The organism is Aphanothece hegewaldii CCALA 016 (assembly GCF_003007785.1).
Classification (GTDB): Bacteria; Cyanobacteriota; Cyanobacteriia; order Cyanobacteriales; family Microcystaceae; genus Chroococcus; species Chroococcus hegewaldii.
Genome location: NZ_PXOH01000019.1, coordinates 43,206 through 60,505, shown reverse-complemented (window position 1 = coordinate 60,505; position 17,300 = coordinate 43,206). Strand labels below are relative to the sequence as shown.

General features: G+C 38.3%; 17 protein-coding genes. 8 read left to right on the top strand and 9 right to left on the bottom strand.

What is annotated here, in order from left to right:
* The first annotated feature begins 21 nt into the window (after positions 1 to 21).
* Positions 22 to 1,506: a polysaccharide biosynthesis/export family protein gene (locus tag C7H19_RS16260; protein ID WP_106457977.1), complete on the top strand. Its 1,485-nt coding sequence runs from the start codon at positions 22 to 24 to the stop codon at positions 1,504 to 1,506.
* Between the two features lie 32 nt (positions 1,507 to 1,538).
* On the top strand, positions 1,539 to 2,888 hold the full coding sequence (locus C7H19_RS16255) for a GumC family protein (protein ID WP_106457976.1): 1,350 nt from the start codon (positions 1,539 to 1,541) through the stop codon (positions 2,886 to 2,888).
* 173 nt (positions 2,889 to 3,061) lie between these two features.
* Here C7H19_RS16255 and queD read toward each other — a convergent pair whose 3' ends face one another.
* Entirely contained in the window at positions 3,062 to 3,442 is a 381-nt protein-coding gene (gene queD / locus C7H19_RS16250) for a 6-carboxytetrahydropterin synthase QueD (protein ID WP_106457975.1), read from the bottom strand.
* A gap of 196 nt (positions 3,443 to 3,638) precedes the next feature.
* On the opposite strand from queD, the gene C7H19_RS16245 reads away from it, so the two are divergent.
* Complete coding sequence (locus C7H19_RS16245) at positions 3,639 to 4,355, top strand: class I SAM-dependent methyltransferase (protein WP_106457974.1); 717 nt, start codon at positions 3,639 to 3,641, stop codon at positions 4,353 to 4,355.
* A gap of 16 nt (positions 4,356 to 4,371) precedes the next feature.
* Here the strand turns inward: C7H19_RS16245 and C7H19_RS16240 are convergent, their stop codons facing one another.
* Complete coding sequence (locus C7H19_RS16240) at positions 4,372 to 4,701, bottom strand: winged helix-turn-helix transcriptional regulator (RefSeq protein ID WP_106457973.1); 330 nt, start codon at positions 4,699 to 4,701, stop codon at positions 4,372 to 4,374.
* A 106-nt stretch (positions 4,702 to 4,807) separates the two neighbouring features.
* Between C7H19_RS16240 and C7H19_RS16235 the strand changes: the two genes are divergently transcribed.
* A complete protein-coding gene (locus tag C7H19_RS16235) occupies positions 4,808 to 5,506 on the top strand; it encodes a pirin family protein (protein ID WP_106457972.1) in 699 nt (232 codons plus the stop codon).
* 128 nt (positions 5,507 to 5,634) lie between these two features.
* Here C7H19_RS16235 and fba read toward each other — a convergent pair whose 3' ends face one another.
* The 3 genes from fba to C7H19_RS16220 all read right to left on the bottom strand — a co-directional run bounded on the left by fba (position 5,635) and on the right by C7H19_RS16220 (position 8,563).
* Positions 5,635 to 6,714 carry a class II fructose-bisphosphate aldolase gene (gene fba / locus C7H19_RS16230; protein ID WP_106457971.1) on the bottom strand — a complete coding sequence of 360 codons (1,080 nt, stop codon included), beginning with the start codon at positions 6,712 to 6,714 and terminating at the stop codon, positions 5,635 to 5,637.
* A 191-nt stretch (positions 6,715 to 6,905) separates the two neighbouring features.
* A complete protein-coding gene (cobO, locus tag C7H19_RS16225; RefSeq protein WP_106457970.1) occupies positions 6,906 to 7,514 on the bottom strand; it encodes a cob(I)yrinic acid a,c-diamide adenosyltransferase in 609 nt (202 codons plus the stop codon).
* Between the two features lie 62 nt (positions 7,515 to 7,576).
* Positions 7,577 to 8,563 carry an RNA polymerase sigma factor, RpoD/SigA family gene (locus C7H19_RS16220; RefSeq protein ID WP_106457969.1) on the bottom strand — a complete coding sequence of 329 codons (987 nt, stop codon included), beginning with the start codon at positions 8,561 to 8,563 and terminating at the stop codon, positions 7,577 to 7,579.
* 396 nt (positions 8,564 to 8,959) lie between these two features.
* Here C7H19_RS16220 and tpiA point away from each other — a divergent pair, with 396 nt between their 5' ends.
* Positions 8,960 to 9,685, top strand: a complete 726-nt coding sequence (gene tpiA, locus C7H19_RS16215; protein WP_106457968.1) for a triose-phosphate isomerase — start codon at positions 8,960 to 8,962, stop codon at positions 9,683 to 9,685.
* Positions 9,686 to 9,716: 31 nt separating this feature from the next.
* Here tpiA and C7H19_RS16210 read toward each other — a convergent pair whose 3' ends face one another.
* Entirely contained in the window at positions 9,717 to 10,205 is a 489-nt protein-coding gene (locus C7H19_RS16210; RefSeq protein WP_181280644.1) for a GNAT family N-acetyltransferase, read from the bottom strand.
* A 326-nt stretch (positions 10,206 to 10,531) separates the two neighbouring features.
* Between C7H19_RS16210 and C7H19_RS16205 the strand changes: the two genes are divergently transcribed.
* Complete coding sequence (locus C7H19_RS16205; protein WP_106457967.1) at positions 10,532 to 11,158, top strand: DUF4126 domain-containing protein; 627 nt, start codon at positions 10,532 to 10,534, stop codon at positions 11,156 to 11,158.
* A gap of 57 nt (positions 11,159 to 11,215) precedes the next feature.
* Here C7H19_RS16205 and C7H19_RS16200 read toward each other — a convergent pair whose 3' ends face one another.
* Positions 11,216 to 12,148, bottom strand: coding sequence for a calcium-binding protein (locus C7H19_RS16200; RefSeq protein ID WP_106457966.1), 933 nt, complete (start codon positions 12,146 to 12,148; stop codon positions 11,216 to 11,218).
* A 447-nt stretch (positions 12,149 to 12,595) separates the two neighbouring features.
* On the bottom strand, positions 12,596 to 13,681 hold the full coding sequence (gene ald, locus C7H19_RS16195) for an alanine dehydrogenase (RefSeq protein ID WP_106457965.1): 1,086 nt from the start codon (positions 13,679 to 13,681) through the stop codon (positions 12,596 to 12,598).
* A gap of 296 nt (positions 13,682 to 13,977) precedes the next feature.
* Here ald and C7H19_RS16185 point away from each other — a divergent pair, with 296 nt between their 5' ends.
* Entirely contained in the window at positions 13,978 to 14,595 is a 618-nt protein-coding gene (locus C7H19_RS16185) for a hypothetical protein (protein WP_106457964.1), read from the top strand.
* Between the two features lie 118 nt (positions 14,596 to 14,713).
* A complete protein-coding gene (locus C7H19_RS16180) occupies positions 14,714 to 15,670 on the top strand; it encodes a DUF1350 family protein (protein ID WP_106457963.1) in 957 nt (318 codons plus the stop codon).
* Between the two features lie 273 nt (positions 15,671 to 15,943).
* On the opposite strand, the gene chlP is transcribed toward C7H19_RS16180, so the two are convergent.
* The gene (chlP, locus tag C7H19_RS16175; RefSeq protein WP_219907665.1) at positions 15,944 to 17,164 is read right to left on the bottom strand and encodes a geranylgeranyl reductase; all 1,221 of its coding nucleotides are present in this window, start codon (positions 17,162 to 17,164) and stop codon (positions 15,944 to 15,946) included.
* Positions 17,165 to 17,300 lie beyond the last annotated feature (136 nt).

The following is a 17,300-nucleotide window of genomic DNA, read 5'->3' as shown; positions in this document are numbered from 1 at the left end:
AAAATAAATGTAAAAATTGGGATGCTTAAAAGAATTTTCCTCAAAAAAACTAGGAATTCTTTTTATTTTGGGACAATCGGGCTAGTTAGTATACTAACTAATACAACTTTCTGCTTTTATAGTCTAGCCCAAGAGTCACCCCGTTCGCTTCGCCCAGTTGAAGAAAACCCAAGAATCACTCAAAAAATACAGTCGATCGAAACCACTAACTATACACTGGGAGCAGGCGATCGCATTTCTGTGTCGGTGTTTCAGGTAGCCGATTTTAGTGGAGAGCGTTTGGTTTTAGCCGATGGAACGATCACAATGCCGTTGTTGGGAATGATCAAAGTAGCGGGTTTAACAACAGGTGAACTGAGCGACTTACTCTCAAAACGATATGCAAACTTCCTAAAACGACCGATTATTAATGTAAATTTGCTCAGTCCTCGTCCCCTACAAGTTGCGATCGCTGGAGAAATTAACAACCCTGGTTCTTATACCTTAGCACTTTCGGATGGTAAATTTCCTTTGCTCAGTGATTTGATTCGTTCTGCTGGAGGAATTACAACCGTTGCTGATATTCGACAAATCGAACTCAGACGAAACGTTAGAGGAACCCAAAAAATCTGGACGCTCAATCTATGGGATTTGATTCTATTCGGAAATCTCGCCCAGGATGTCTCCCTCAGAGATGGCGATCAAATTGTGATTCCGACGAAAGATCCCATAGATCCCAATGAATTACGACAACTCGCTGATGCTAATTTTGGCATTCAGGCTGATCGAGAAATCAGCGTTACAGTCATTGGTGAAGTCAATCGACCCGGATCTTATAAAGTCTCTCCAGACACCGTTGCAGGTCTTACAGGTGGCACTACAGGCACAACTAAGCGACAACCCCCCAGACTAACCCTTGCTTTACGTTTTTCGGGCGGCATCAAACAGACTGCGGATGTTCGTCGCATTACTGTTAATCGTTATAACCGTGATGGTAGTCTCCAAGCACTTAATATTGATTTATGGAATTTACTACAAACGGGAAATATTGAAGAAGATATCATCTTGCAAGAGGGTGACATGATTAACATTCCTAAAGTAGACGAAATTAATGTCTCTGAAGCTGAAGCATTAGCAAGTGCAAGTTTTTCGGCGGCTACGATTCGCGTCAATGTTGTTGGTGAGGTGGAAAAACCAGGATTCGTCGAAATTCCGCCTAATACACCCCTAAATCAAGCTATTGCGGCGGCGGGTGGGTTTGATCACCAACGGGCAGACGCGAGAACAGTAGAGTTACTTCGCCTTAATGGAGATGGTTCAGTGACGAGACGCGAAATTAAAATCGATTTAGCTCAAGGAATTACACCAGAAAATAATCCTTCACTGCAAAATAATGATGTGATTTTTGTTGAGCGCAACCGTTTAACAGCAGCCGGAGATACACTCAGCACCTTTTTTAGTCCCATTGGCGCGGCAGTTGGCGGATTTTTTAGTATTTTTAATATTTTTAGCTTGTTTGGTCGCTAATCGGCATTAACATAAAGTGATGTGAAATAATTATGAATCCTACCGAAACTACTCATTCTCGTTCTTGGCGACTCAATAATAATCAAAATCAAGTTAATAAAATTTTAGGTTATCGAATACGACTGCTCACGGCAATTACACTAGGAGTTATAGCGGGAGCGTGTTGGTGGCTCTGGCAAAGCGACACTAAATATGTTGGTAAATTTTATCTTCTTTTAGCACCGATCTCATCTGGAGCAAGTGAGGTTGAGCTTAAAAATCAAGTTGAATTATTACAAAGTTCTCAACTTTTAAAGCCAATTTTAGATAAATTTTTGCTTCAAGAACCTGACTTAATTAATTCGACAAAAAGCCCTTTAACAATTAAGCAATTGTCAAATACTAAAATTGTTGAAGTTGCTTATATCAATCAAGATCCTCTAAAAATTCAGCTAGTTTTAAAAGAAATCGCTAATGGGTATCTTCATTACGGGGTGAAATCTCATCAATCTCAATTTAATCAGCAATCTGGTCTAATTAAACAAGAATATTCTCAATTACAGCAACGAGTTACACAATCTCAAAAAAAATTAGATAATTTTCGTTCTTCTTATCGTTTATATAATCCTGAGCAACAAGAAAAGTTAAAACAAGAGCAATTAGCTAAATTAGAAATGGAGTTGTATCAAACACAAATTCAGTTACAAGAAACAACAACTTTATTTAAGACCCTAGAACAACAATTGAAAGTCACTCCCGAACAAGCGATCGCATCAGGTGATTTAACTGAATCCCCTTACTATCAAAGTTTAGTTAAACAACTTCAAGAAGTCGAAATTATACTCGCTCAAGAATCGTCGATTTATTTAGAAGCTAGTCCTAATATTCAAGTTTTAAAGGAACAACAAAAAAGCTTACAAAATTTAATTAAAAAAGAAGAAAGCAAAATCCCACAAAATCAACAAGGACAATTAAAAATTACTACTATACCTAACGCTTTACGTCTTTCTTTAAACCAACAATATATCCAAGCTGCTAATCAAGTTCAGGTATTGCAAAGCCGAAAAACAGCGTTAGAAGAACAAATAAAAACGCTAAAAATTCAAATGGAAAAATTACCTATTTTAACTCGTCGTTATGAAGAATTACAACAAAAAATTAATCAAGAAACATCCGATTTTAATCAATTTTTAAAAACACAAGAACAGTTACGAAATGAAAATTCTCAATCATCACCTTGGCAAATTTTATCCAAACCACAACTTTCTAAATATTCAGCTTATCCCTCTCCCCAAAAAAATCTAGTTTTAGGTTTGTTATCTGGTTTATCATTAGGATTAATGCTCTCTGTATTCGTTGAAACTTTATTGGCTCCATTATTTTACAAAAAGAATTTACATTAGATGAATATTTTTATATATATTTAACCTTAAAAACCATTCCAATTAAAATTATTTATGCCATTTTTTGGTTAAATTGTTGATCAGCAATCTCTCGATTTAGCCAGACAAATTGGTATCGGATTAATTTTAGTTGGAATTTTAGTTATTAACTTATTTTATCAAAGCTCTGTACATTAGTCCAACTTACGATACATACATCCAGATGTGCAAGTTTCATGAATTTCTACTGCATATAAACCAGGAAGTTTAGCCGATTCTAACTGCTCATAAATCCATTTTGCTAAAAGTTCACTCGTTGGATTTTCTAAACCCGTCGTTTCATTCAAATAATAATGATCTAAAAATTGATCTAAAAGTGGTTCAATATATTTTTTTATTTCTCCGTAATCAATAATCATACCTTGCTGAGAGCCTTCAGTCATTAATTCATTTCCCTTAACATAAATTCGTCCTACCCAACTATGTCCATGTAAACGGCGACATTTTCCCTCATGATGGGGTAATTTGTGTGCTGCCTCAAAGCGAAATTCTTTATAAATAATCCATTCTTGCATAGTCGGACGTATTATTTAATCAGCCTCTTCAGATTTTTTGCCAATTTCTATTCTAGCTTTTAGCAACAGAAAATGTTTAAATTATATATAACATTTAACCTAAACTAAAAATTTTTGAATTAGAAATATTATTTTAGGTTGATTTATTTTAGTTGAAAAGCTATAATCTACACTTATTTTGAATAAGAGGTAAGTTATGAACTCTTTACTAGAGCATATTTATACAGTAGGTCGTGTCGAAGACAGCCAAGGTAATTTAATTGATCCTTTTCCAACAGCTACTCCTCTCAAAATAGGTCTTTTCTTAAAAGAAACTATTAATAAATATTCTCTAAAAAATACTCTAGAAATTGGCATGGCTTATGGTTTATCTAGCTTATTTATCTGCCAAGCGCATCAGGATGCTGGCTCAGGCTATCATACCGCTATTGATCCTAAACAATCTCAAAAGTGGCAATCTATAGGATTACTTAATATAAAAAGAGCAGGTCTAGAAAATAAATTAAGATTTTTTGAGGAGCGCTCTGATAAAGTTTTACCACAGTTATTTATACAAGGGGAAAAAATTGATTTTGCTTTTATTGATGGAAATCATCTATTTGATTATACTTTAGTTGATTTTTTTTATATCGATCATTTATTGTCTGTGGGAGGTTACATAGCTTTTGATGACATTTGGATGCCGAGTGTAAGAAAGGTTGTATCTTTTGTTTTGACAAACCGAAACTATGAACTAATACCAGTTAAAATCGAGGAACAACTTAGTACACAGTTATGGAGAATTTCAAAAAGATTTATGCAAAATCCATTTGAGATAAATGACTTAAAATTTAAAATGTTTTCTAGTAATGTTTGTTTGGTGAAAAAAATCTCTGAAGATCAAAGAAAGTGGGATTTTCATCGTTCATTTTAGTCAGACAACTGATGCTCTAAAATTGTTTTGTTTGATTGATTCCCCAATCGTGCATTACCTCAGTTAAAGGTTTTAAGCTGTCACCTAAAGCGGTAAGAGAATATTCAACTTTTGGGGGAATTTCTGGATAAACAGTACGATTAATAATCCCATCTGATTCTAATTCCCTGAGTTGTTGGGTTAAAACTTTTTGGGTTACTCCTGATAAGGCTCGTTGAAGTTCATTAAAGCGTTTTGTTCCTGAAAATAATTCTTTTAAGATTAAAAGTTTCCAACGTCCATTAATGATTTTTAGAGCAATTTCGGCAGGACATTTAGACAATATTTTGCTCTCTTGTTGTGTCATAGTATCTTTTAGGTAACTAACTAACTTAATTGTGCGTACTTACTATTTTAAAAAGAATTTGTTTAAATTGAAATTAGAGAAGAAAAGATTTTTGAGGATAACAGCAATGATTAACGTTCGCAAATCATCTGAAAGAGGACATGCTGATCACGGTTGGTTAAATAGTTATCATACGTTTTCTTTTGCTAACTATCAAGATCCTAATTTTATGGGGTTTAGGAGTTTGCGCGTCATTAATGAAGATTGGGTGATTCCGGGTGCAGGTTTTGGCACTCATGGACACAAAGATATGGAGATTATAACCTATGTTCTAGACGGTGCGGTAGAACATAAAGACAGTATCGGAAATGGTTCGATTATTCGTCCTGGAGAAATCCAAAAAATGAGCGCGGGTACAGGAATTTTACATAGTGAGTATAACCCCTGTGAAACCGAACCTGTACACTTATTACAAATTTGGATTATTCCAGACAAAAAAGGAATTCAACCAAGTTATGAACAACAAAAATTAAATCTTGATGAACTTGATGGAAAATTAAAATTAATCGCTTCACCAGAAGGAGAAAATGATGCTGTATCGCTACAACAAGACGTTAAATTATATGCTGGAATGTTGCAAGAAGGCGATCGTCTTTCCTACAATTTACCTGAAAATCGTCATGCTTGGTTACAAGTTGCTAGAGGTAAAGTAAGTCTTAATGGTACTTCTTTAGATGCAGGTGATGGAGTTGCTATCAGTGATGAAACGGAAATTAATTTGATAGCCGAAAACAACGCAGAGGTTCTGTTGTTTGATTTAAACTAATCAAAAAATCGGGTAGACAGACTAAACCCCCTACAACCGCAAAACTTAGATTAAATAATGACAAAAAAACAAGGTAGCCCTAAAACTACCTTGATTTTAATAAATAAACGAATCGGATTAGATTGAGTTTATGCGGTAACTGCTTTTTTCGCGGTAGAAGATAATTCACCTTTCGCGTATTTAGCAGCAAATTCATCCAAGCTAACTTGTTTGATCTTGCTTGCATTGCCAGCCGCCCAGAACTCTTTGTAACGATCGGCGCAAACTTGTTTCATGTATTTGATCGAAGGTTTCATGAAGTGACGGGGGTCAAAGTTAGAAGGATCTTTGAACGCTGCTTCACGAATAGCCGCAGTGATCGCTAAACGGTTGTCGGTGTCGATGTTGACTTTACGAACACCACTCTTAATACCTTTTTGAATTTCTTCGATGGGTACACCGTAGGTTTCAGGAATTTGACCGCCATATTGGTTGATCATGTCTAACCACTCTTGGGGAACGGAAGATGATCCGTGCATGACTAAGTGGGTATTTGGTAGACGGCGGTGAATTTCTTCGATACGGCTGATCGCTAGGATCTCACCTGTGGGTTTACGGCTGAATTTGTAAGCACCGTGACTGGTTCCAATAGCTACGGCTAAAGCGTCTACTTGAGTCGCTTCAACGAATTCTACTGCTTGATCGGGATCGGTTAAAAGTTGCTCTTTGCTAAGAGTTCCTTCAAAACCGTGACCGTCTTCTTTATCACCACTCATGGTTTCTAGTGAACCTAAGCAACCTAATTCGCCTTCGACACTCGCACCAACGGAATGAGCGACTTTAACGACTTCTGCGGTTACGTTAACGTTGTATTCAAAACTAGCGGGAGTTTTTGCGTCTGCTTCTAAGGAACCATCCATCATTACGCTAGTAAAACCGTTGCGGATCGCAGAATAACAGGTGGCAGGGCTGTTACCGTGATCTTGGTGCATCGCAATGGGAATATTAGGATAAGTTTCAGCAGCAGCTAAAATTAGATGACGGAGGAAGTTTTCACCGGCGTAAGACCGTGCGCCACGAGAAGCTTGTAAGATAACTGGGCTGTCGGTTTCCGAAGCAGCCTGCATAATAGATATAATTTGCTCTAAATTATTTACGTTAAAAGCAGGAATTCCATAGTCATTTTCTGCCGCGTGATCCAATAGCAGCCGCATGGGTACGAGCGCCATAGATGTCCTCCTAAGACTTTTTTGGGTTTATTGGTTTGTTTACTGTTAAGAAAGTTTATTCTCTTATAGGACTTTCAAAAGTCCTATTTGATAATCTTAAGATAATTTTTACATTTTGTTGAGATGTTTTTCTTTTTATTTTTTATGCACTTTTAGGTCATTTTGTCAATAGTTTTAGCGAAAAATAATGATTAAAATTCTATTCCTGGTTGAGCTTTAATTTTTTGTTCTCGGAAAGGATGTTTAATCAGTTTCATTTCGGTGACGAGATCAGCGACTTGAATCAGTTCTGGGGGTGCGCCTCTACCTGTTAAGATTACGTGGGTTTGTTCGGGTTTTTGGCTGAGTCCCGCTACAATGTCTTGAACCTCCAAGTATCCTAGTTTGAGAGCGACATTGATTTCGTCGAGCAGAATTAGTTTATATTCTGGGTTTTTAAGATATGTTAAGCCTTTTTGCCAAGCTTCTTGAGCTTTTTGGATGTCTCTGTCTCGATCTTGGGTTTCCCATGTAAAACCTTCTCCCATTGCCTGAAATTCTAATTGTTCTGGCCATTGGCTAAAGATGGCTTTTTCGGCTGGTTCCCATGCTCCTTTAATAAATTGTACGATCGCGCACTTAAATCCGTGTCCCAAGGAACGAACAACCATACCTAATGCGGCGGTGGTTTTTCCTTTTCCGTCGCCCGTATGGACAATAATTAAGCCTAAGGAAAGCGATCGCTCTTGAAGTCGTTGTTCTTGGATTTCTTTGCGTCGCTGCATTTTTTCTTTGTATTGTTCGGGAGTCAGTTGAGACATAAGGCCATAAAAAAAAGGTAGCCTTTCTAGACTACCGCGTTTTTCTACTCTCAGAGATTGCGCTAACTAGCTACGATGTATTCTTTTACGTTAGAACGCCGTCTGCGTAATAAGCTTAAAGCTTGATGTTCTAACTGTCGGACTCTTTCGCGGCTAATGTTCATTTGTTGTCCGATTTTGGCTAAAGATAGTTCTTTACCATCTCGTAAACCAAATCGTAAGGACAAGACTTCACGTTGTTGAGGGGTTAATTCCGCTAACAAATTCTCGATATCTTGTTTCATCATTTCTTGAGTGATGAAGTGATCCGGAGAAATGCCATCATCTTCGAGAAGTTCGGATAACTCTGTATCTTGGTTATCACCAACTCGTACATCGAGCGAAATCGGTTGACGAGCAATGCTTAAGAATTCCCGAATTTGGGCTGGTTCTAAATCAAGAGCTTGAGCGATTTCGCCTGGTGTGGCACTGCGTCCGAGTTTTTGGGCGAGTTCTCGCTGGGTTTTCTTAATTTTGTTCAGTTTTTCGGTAATGTGTATGGGAAGACGAATCGCTCTGGCTTGTTGAGCGATCGCCCTTGTAATCGCTTGACGAATCCACCAGTAGGCATAAGTCGAAAATTTATAGCCCTTAGTTGGGTCAAATTTTTCTACTCCTCGCTCTAATCCTAAACTACCTTCTTGGATTAGATCTAAAAATTCCATGTTGCGCTTTTGATATTTCTTGGCAATGGCAACAACTAAGCGCAAGTTGGCCTCGATCATTTTACGTTTGGCACGAGTTCCCTGACTGATGGCTTTGTTCAGTTCTTCTTCGCTCATTTGGACAGATTCAGCCCACTCGGTTTGATTGGGTTCAGAGCCGAGTTTTGCTGCTAGTTCTTCTTTTTTTTCTAACAGGGTCATCATCTTTTGAACTTGCTTACCATACACGATTTCTTGCTCATGAGTTAGCAAGGGAACTTTCCCAATTTCATGCAGATAGGTACGCACCATATCAGCAGAAAGGGTCGGGTTGGCTTGTTTCGGGTTGAGTTTTGCAGTGGGCATTTTAGTGGTTGTGACTCCTTCAAACACGCAGAAGATCTGTCGCTATTCTTATGTTTCCCAAACTTGAGATGGAAAAACTGGAATTTATACGAAGCCATTATGAGTTTGACTTATTCCAGACTAACTCATAGCTTTAGACGTTGGCAAGGATCAAAAGGTTCACAATAGTTTATTTTTTGCTATGATAGTTAGTTAACTTTTTTAGGCTTACTTCTATCATCCTCGATTCCGACCCGTAATAAAAGATGAGTGGCTAGGGAAATTACCGAACTGAGTTAGATGAGTCTTCAACACTATCAGAAGAGGAGAAACTAGATCAACCTCTTTCATCAATTGCACTCGAAGCCTTAAACTAATGTTTACAAGAAATATTGAAATGAGATCGTTATAGAAGCTGTGCGAAAAATTATCATTGCTGGTAACTGGAAAATGCACAAAACTCAGGCAGAGGCCTTAGAGTTCCTGCAAATATTTAAGTCGAAACTAGAAGACACAGACGATAGCAGAGAAATTGTTCTATGTGCGCCGTTTACATCTTTGTCGATCATGTCACAAATCTTACATGGTGGTCAGGTTCGTTTGGGGGCGCAGAATATTCACTGGGAAAAACTTGGGGCATATACTGGAGAAATTTCTGGCTCTATGCTAACCGAACTCGGTGTCCATTATGTCATTGTCGGACATAGCGAACGTCGTCAATATTTTAGTGAAACCGACGAAACTGCTAATTTACGGCTTTTATCGGCTCAAAGATCGGGTTTAACCCCTATTTTGTGTGTTGGTGAATCAAAATCACAACGCGATGCGGGCGAAACCGAATCGGTGATTATTAATCAAATTAAACGTGGTATGGTCGATGTTGATCAAAATAATATTGTGATTGCTTATGAACCGATCTGGGCGATCGGAACTGGTGCCACTTGTGAAGCATCGGAAGCTAACCGAGTTGTTGGTTTAATTCGTCAACAACTTAACAATAAAGATGTTCCGATTCAATATGGTGGCTCGGTCAAAGCTGATAATATTGATGAGTTGATGCAAGAGTCCGAAATTGATGGCGTTTTGGTGGGTGGCGCTAGTTTAGATCCTGCCGGGTTTGCGAGGATCGCTAATTTTAAGTAGTTATTCAAGACGCGATCTATCGCGTCTCTACTTAGATTTTTCGTCCTAATATCACTAAATCTCTATGGTTTTCATCCATTAGAGCGACTTGGGGAAGATAACCCCAAGATTCAAAGCCAAAAGTTTTAAATAAATATAAACTCGGTAAGTTGTGAGCAAAAATAAAACAAATTAATGTTGTTATGTTTAATGTAGAACAGGACTCTAACATATGTTGGACTAATTGTTTACCAATTCCATTACCTTGATTATTGGGAGCAATATAAACACTAACTTCCGCCGTTTTTGCATAAGCCTCTCGACCGTAAAATCGTTGTAGACTGAGCCAACCGACGACTTGATTTTCTTTTTGAGCAACCCAAATTGGATAAGATGTTGGACTATGCTGTTTAAACCACGTTATGCGACTTTCGGCTGTTATTGGTTCTAAATCTCCCGTTGCTTGTCGCCCTGGAATCGCTGCATTATAAATCTTAACAATGGTTGGCAGATCTTTAATAAGAGCGTGACGAATCAAAATGGATGTCATGAGATGATCATTTTTGAAAGTTAAATTTATCAGTAATGCCTTCCTTCTAACGGGTGATTTTGCTCCTACCCAAGGTTTCATCAATCCGCAGGAAGTGGAAACCTATTAAACATTAATAAGATATAAAGGCGAAGCAAGCAAGGATTCGTTCACACGATGGCTGACTCTCTCCCACACGGAGGGGGTTTTTATTATTTTAGAAAAACATTGCTCAAAAATCATTCTAAAAAGCGATACCGAGTTTGATGGCTCAGTGTCACAATAAGCGTGTCTGTGATGATGACATTAAAAACTTGATGTTCAATATAGGGGATATTATGGACACCGTTGGGCTTGATTCTCTCAATCAATATACGATCGTTAATACAATTATTAGTTTATTACTTGGTATTAGTCTTAGTGCAGCTAGTGGCTTTCGGGTATTTATACCTTTGCTGATTATGAGTTTAGCAGCTTTAACGGGATTTTTGGACTTACCGACTAATTTTGATTGGGTGGGTAGTAATGAATCTCTGATCGTTTTTGCGGTGGCGAGTTTTCTGGAAATTGGGGCTTATTATATTCCCATATTGGATCATGTTTTAGATACGATCGCAACTCCTCTCGCTGCTGCTGTGGGTGCGTTTATTACTGCTTCTACTGTGCCACCTGATATGAACCCTCTCATACAATGGACACTGGCTATTATCGCTGGTGGAGGCTCTGCCGGACTGATTAAAAGTCTAACCAGTATTTTTCGCATTGGTTCTACTACGGCAACAGGTGGTTTAGCAAATCCGATTTTTGCTACTCTAGAATTAATTTCATCGATCGCGCTTTCGGTTTTGGCGATCGCACTTCCGATTTTTGCTGGATTTTTGGTATTGGGATTATTCTTATATGGGGGTTTAAGAGTACGGCGACTACTCTTAAAACGTAAGATTCATACAACACCATCGACTTAACAGTGAGGTGGGTACGCTTTTAACCCACCTTCAAATCAAATATCTTCTGACTGCATTCTAAATAGTTACGAAATCAGCCGCAGTCAGCGTCGTCGTATTAAAGCCAGTCAGTGTTGCCAAGACTTCTGTACCAACTAATATGTCGTTAAGAGAAAAACTTAGTTGCCCGAAGGTTAAACCGCCAGACAGTCCAATCAAGTCGGTACCCGCCCCTACAGCACGGAAGTCGTTCACGATGTCAGTACCGTCCCCTTGGGCAAAGACAAATATATCGTTATTATTTCCCCCTACTAGGATATCATCACCAAATCCCCCTACTAGGGTATCGTTATTATTTCCCCCCGTCAGGACATCGTTACCATCATCGCCGTAGAGAAGGTCTTGGCCTGCACCACCATTAATAGTATCGTCCCCTAGCCCACCGTAAATTGTGTCATTATTGTTACCACCATTAAGGTTATCATCAAAACTGCTAAGGGATTGCGTGCCTGCCGCTTTTACTCCTACCTGATTTCCCAAGCCATCAAGCAGTATATGAGTAGCGGAACCAGCAATAACGGATGAGGCAATATAAAAGTTCGTATTCGCAGCTACTTTACCTGAATATATAATGGTGCCATCATAGGCTTTCAAGGTTACATTCTGCGATGTGTCAAAACCATTCCGAATCCGCCAAATTGTCGCTCCCGAAGTTCGTCCCATAGAAGTCAACAGTAGTCCATCGGAAAGAGTTGAGTTGAATGATACATAATCTCCGTAAATTAAGTCATTGTCACTACCACCATCAATCGTGTCGTTGCCAACATCACCAATTAAACGATCATTGTCTTGATTACCATTGATCAAATCATCGCCTTTACCACCATCGAGTGTATCATCTCCCTGAAGACCAATAATCGTGTCATCGCCAGCTAAGAGATCGTTACTAGCAGAATTATTGCCTGGAATAATCAGATCCGCACCGTTAGTACCTACAATAAAAAAATCCATAATGTTACAGAACTCCTAAATTAATATTTAACTAAACTACTTTTACTTTAAATTTCTTGTTGATGATAACAAATTTATAGATTATGGATACAAGAGCGTTAACGGGAATACTTGAACCCAGCTTCTTAAAAAAATTTGGTATCTATGAACTTTCTCAAAATGATTGTAGCTCTTTTTTAAGATGTTGAGAATCAAAAAAGAGTACGTCAACCGCCTAACCATGAGGTTTATCATTGCTGTAATGCTTCATCTTCTATAATTGTTTATTATTAATCTATGTTTTATCTGGGGCATAATTCCGTAAATATACTGTTGCTATAAGTGATATTTTATGCTGATTAAACATTTTCTAAGGATTGTGGAAAGCAATTGATCGAGATTTGGGTTTTGAATGAGTGATGATGGGTAATTGTAGGTTTTTTGGGCTTAATCTCCAAACCCCTACTACTACACTAAATCTGGAAATACTTCTTGTACAGCCGGATGAACTAAACGTGAATTGATTACATTTAAACCGCCGGCTAATGAAGGATCATGATCTAAAGCTTTTAGCCCATGATTAGCTAATTTTACGACGTAGGGCAGGGTACTATTATTAAGGGCTTGTGTCGCAGTCCAAGGAACGGCACCAGGCATATTCGGGACACCAAAATGTACAACCCCTTCTTCGACATAGGTTGGGTGTGTGTGTGAGGTTGGGTGTAAGGTTTCGACACAGCCACCTTGATCGACTGCTACATCAATAATGACTGATCCCGATCGCATTGTTTTTACTATATCACGAGTGACTAAAATGGGGGCGCGTCTTCCTGTTACTAAAACTGCACCAATGAGTAAATCTGCATTAATGACGGCTGATTCTATGTGATCCCTGTTGCTGTAGAGTAATTCTACTCTAGAACCAAAAAGCGTTTCTAGATAGGCTAATCGGTCAACATTCACGTCTAATATCTTAACGTGTGCTCCCATACCGATCGCCATTCGTGCCGCCTCTGTGCCGACGACACCACCTCCTAGAATCACGACTTGTCCTTGACGCACTCCTGGAATACCACCCAGTAATACACCTCGCCCGCCTTGTTGTTTTTCGAGGTATCTCGCCCCAAACTGCACTGATAAACGTCCCGCGATGATACTCATGGGGGTTAGTAGGGGAAGTCTGCCATCGGGAAGGGCTACGGTTTCGTAAGCGATCGCACTCACGCCCGATTCTATGAGTTGTTCGGTTAAAACCCGAGCCGCCGCCAAATGAAGATATGTAAAAAGTATTTGACTTTTTTGGATTAATGTGTATTCATCTGGTAAAGGTTCTTTGACTTTAATGACTAATTCTTGATCCCAGGCTTGCGCTGCACTGTTGACAATTTTTGCACCTGCACTAATATAATCTTCGTCTGTAAAGCCTGATCCTAACCCTGCACTGGTTTCGACATAAATATTATGACCGTATTCTTGTAAAACTCTGACACTACTAGGACTTAGCCCAACACGAAATTCTTGATCTTTGATTTCTTTGGGAACACCTATATCCATCTGATCCCTCATTAAAGCTTCTATCTCTACTGTAACTCTAAACAAATATAATTACAGGTTTTCGCAGTACGGGAGAAAATACGAAGATATTGGAAGTAAAACTATCAAAAGAAGACTTACAGAAGATTGGTAGACAAGTTAGTGATCATTTAGATAATAATCCTGTGATGTGGAATTGGTAAATTATAACGTTTGTTTAAGTTCTTACTTAAGTTCCTAAACTTAGGTGGTAGCTACTCGATTTTATAAGTAGATTGGAGCTAATCCAAATTACTTATAGCGATTGAGAAGACAATATGCTTGTATCTACTTTTGAACTTTTGGTTAAGCCACAACTTCCCGAAGAAATGGATTTACCTGCTACTATTCCTGGAGAAATAAAAGACAAAATAACCAAACTTTCTCGTACTGTTATTCAAGGCTATTTTTTAACGATTAGTAATCTAAATGCTTTTAATGCCACCATCTCTTTAGTATTTACTGTTGTGCTTCAGCCTCCTCTAAAGATTAAAGATCTTCTGGGTTCTAAAGAGGCTCCTGCTGCGGGAGATCTCATTGGTTTTTTGGATGTAAAAGAAACTAATTTAATTGCTAACATTAGACCAGATTTTTCGCCAAATAAAATTAGATTTACTCGAACAATTCCCGCGAGTGAAACAGGTTTATTTTTGCTACAGCCGAATATTCTTAAACCTGAGTTACTAGATGGTAAAAAGTTTGAGGTACGAGGATATGTAGAAGTCTTTATCTCTTCACTTTCAACGGGTTTTAATTCGGCTAGACTTTTGATTACACCTGAGCAACGAGGTACATTTTATACTAATTTAGAAGCAGATCCTGTTCAACTTGATCAAATTGCTTATGCTTTACCTACGGCTCATGGTGGTTCGCTTTTTGAACTTTCATTTCAATAATGATACTCGAAGTAATAGTTAGTCTATATTTAATAAAATAAGCCTTAATTTCTAAATTTTTTAGTAGATAAAGGCTTATCTACTAATTTTATACAAAATTTCTGTGAGACCTAAAAAAATGGAAACTGTTTTTAAGTTTAGACCAATCTCTTTTAGTTGGGTTGCCCTTCATCCACAGCCAAAAGGCGTAATATTATTTATCGGTGGAGCTTTTTTTGGAACCTTTCCAACGTTGTTTTATCAATATTTCTTTGAGAGATTATTTGATGAAGGATATACAATAGTAGCAATGCCGTTTCGCTTTGGTTTTCGTCATTGGCCGATTGCAATTAGTTTATTAAAAGAACAAATTGATTTAAGAGAAAAAATTGCTAAAATGGCTGATTATTTAAATCGTACTGAACAAGGAAAATATGATGCTGAAATTTATCGCAATCCTCAGAAATATTTCTGGATAGGTCATAGTTTAGGATGTAAATATATTACTTTGTTAGAGTTTTTTAGTGGCGAAAAATGGGAAAGCATTTTAACAAAATGTGCGAAAGATAAGAGGGAAGGAATGCTGATGAGAATTGAACGCTCAGTTAATATGATTCCTCTTGAAGAACGCTCAATTAAAGGACAACCATCTTTATTAATTGCTCCTGATATTAGTGATACTCAAAGCGCAATTCCTAAACCTTTAGCTTTTATTGCCAAGTTTCTCGATAAAAAAGGTTGGGGAGTATTGCCAACAAATGCTCAAACTAAATGTTTTGTCGAAGGAAGTATATTATTTCAATTAACGGGTTTAATTTCTTTTGAAAAAGATACTATTGCAGGAAATGAAAAGGATAAAGAAGGTGATGTTTTCTGGTTTATTGGACAGTTGAAATCGGAAAATAAAAAATTTCCAATTTTACATAAAGAGTTACCAGGTAAACATTTAGAACCGTTGGGATCACAATTAGGCGAGAAGATTGTTGATTTTAATCCTTTTGATAAATTCGCCGAACCAATTAGTCAAAGAAAATTAGAAGACGTAACAATTCAATTTTTATACGAACTCAGACAACGAGAAGAAATGCTACGATAATAAAAGAGCAATAATTATTTAGGTAATTGTCTAAAAGCTTAATACTGCCAGGGATTAAAATCCCTGTCTTATAGCTAAAGTCGGTTAAAACCGACTAATTTTAAGGCTTTTAGTCCGTTAAAACGGACTTAGGCTATGAGCCGTAAAATAAATTTTACGGTGGTTTAGATGACTAACATGATAACCCAATTAATGGTTCAACTCTTATAAAAAATCGTACTAAAAAGGGTTTGGCAACCAAACCCCTACAATTATTATTTACAGATTATTGAATTAAGGTGCGAGTGCATTTCCCCGGAGTAAACTACCGATCGTTTTTGCGGTAATTTTCATTTGAATTAGGGGGTTAGCGGGAACAACGGTTTTATAGAGGTAGCTATCGAAGGTGAGACGCTGTACATCTTTATCGGAACACATTTCGACAAAAGCTTCTCGTGTGGCATCTGTACGGTAGAAAACGCGTTGTAGTAAGTCTAATACCAGATAGGTAATACCATACTGTTTATCCCAACGTTTTAGATAGAGTTTTAGCTCATCTTCAGTGGGGTTACGTTGACCGCCATTAGTGACTTCCACAAGGGTTTCAGCGCACATACGGGCTGATTTTGCGGCAAAATAAATACCTTCACCAGAAGACTTTGTAACGGTTCCTGCGGCATCTCCCACGAGGGCAACACGACCAACGACGCGACGAGGGCGAGGATGTTCGGGGATGGGATGGGCTTCTACTTTAATAATTTGACCGCCTTCTAGTTTGCGGGCGGCACGTTGACGGATACCCGCTTGGAGGTCTTTGATCATGGTTTTGTTGACCTTCATGGTTCCCGTTCCGACGGCTACGTGATCGTATTTCGGAAAAACCCAAGCGTAGAAATCGGGTGATACATCTGTACCGACGTACATTTCGGCCAAGTTTTCATAGTAGGCCATTTTGTCTTCGGGTAAACGGATGCGTTCTTGGAAAGCGATCGCATAATTATAATCCCCTGCATCAATGGCTTTTGCAATACGGGAATTTGCCCCATCTGCACCAATGACTACATCTACTTTCAGTGTTTTCATCACCCCTTGAGCATCGCCATTGGAGTGATCGGCGTAATGAAGGGTATAAGGATCAGTATTATTACTTGGAATATCTAATTGATAGACGGTACCGTTAATTAGTTTAGCACCAAGTGAGGCAGCACGATCGCGCATAAAGCCATCTAGGACTTCACGGCGACACATTCCGATATATTCGTCTTGTCTATCTAGGTTAATATCAACTTCAACGTTAGAAGGCGAGATCATTTTCATGTTTCTCACCCGACGATCTATAATTTCGTCTGGTAGGTCGAATTCACTGACCATACAAAGAGGGATAGCACCACCGCAAGGTTTCGCATTATCTAGCTTGCGTTCAAATAAGTAAGTTTCGATCCCGGCTTTGGCTAACGTTTCTGCCGCCGAAGATCCGGCTGGCCCTGAACCAACAACAGCAACCCTTAACACCAAGGTTTTCTCCTAATAGACGATGAGCGAGTACGAATCGCATCCTATCACAGTCTTTAGTCCTAATGGCTCGAAGTTCGCTACTTGCAATACAGCTTAACAACTTGATTAAAAAAAGTTTACATTCAAGGAGTGAATA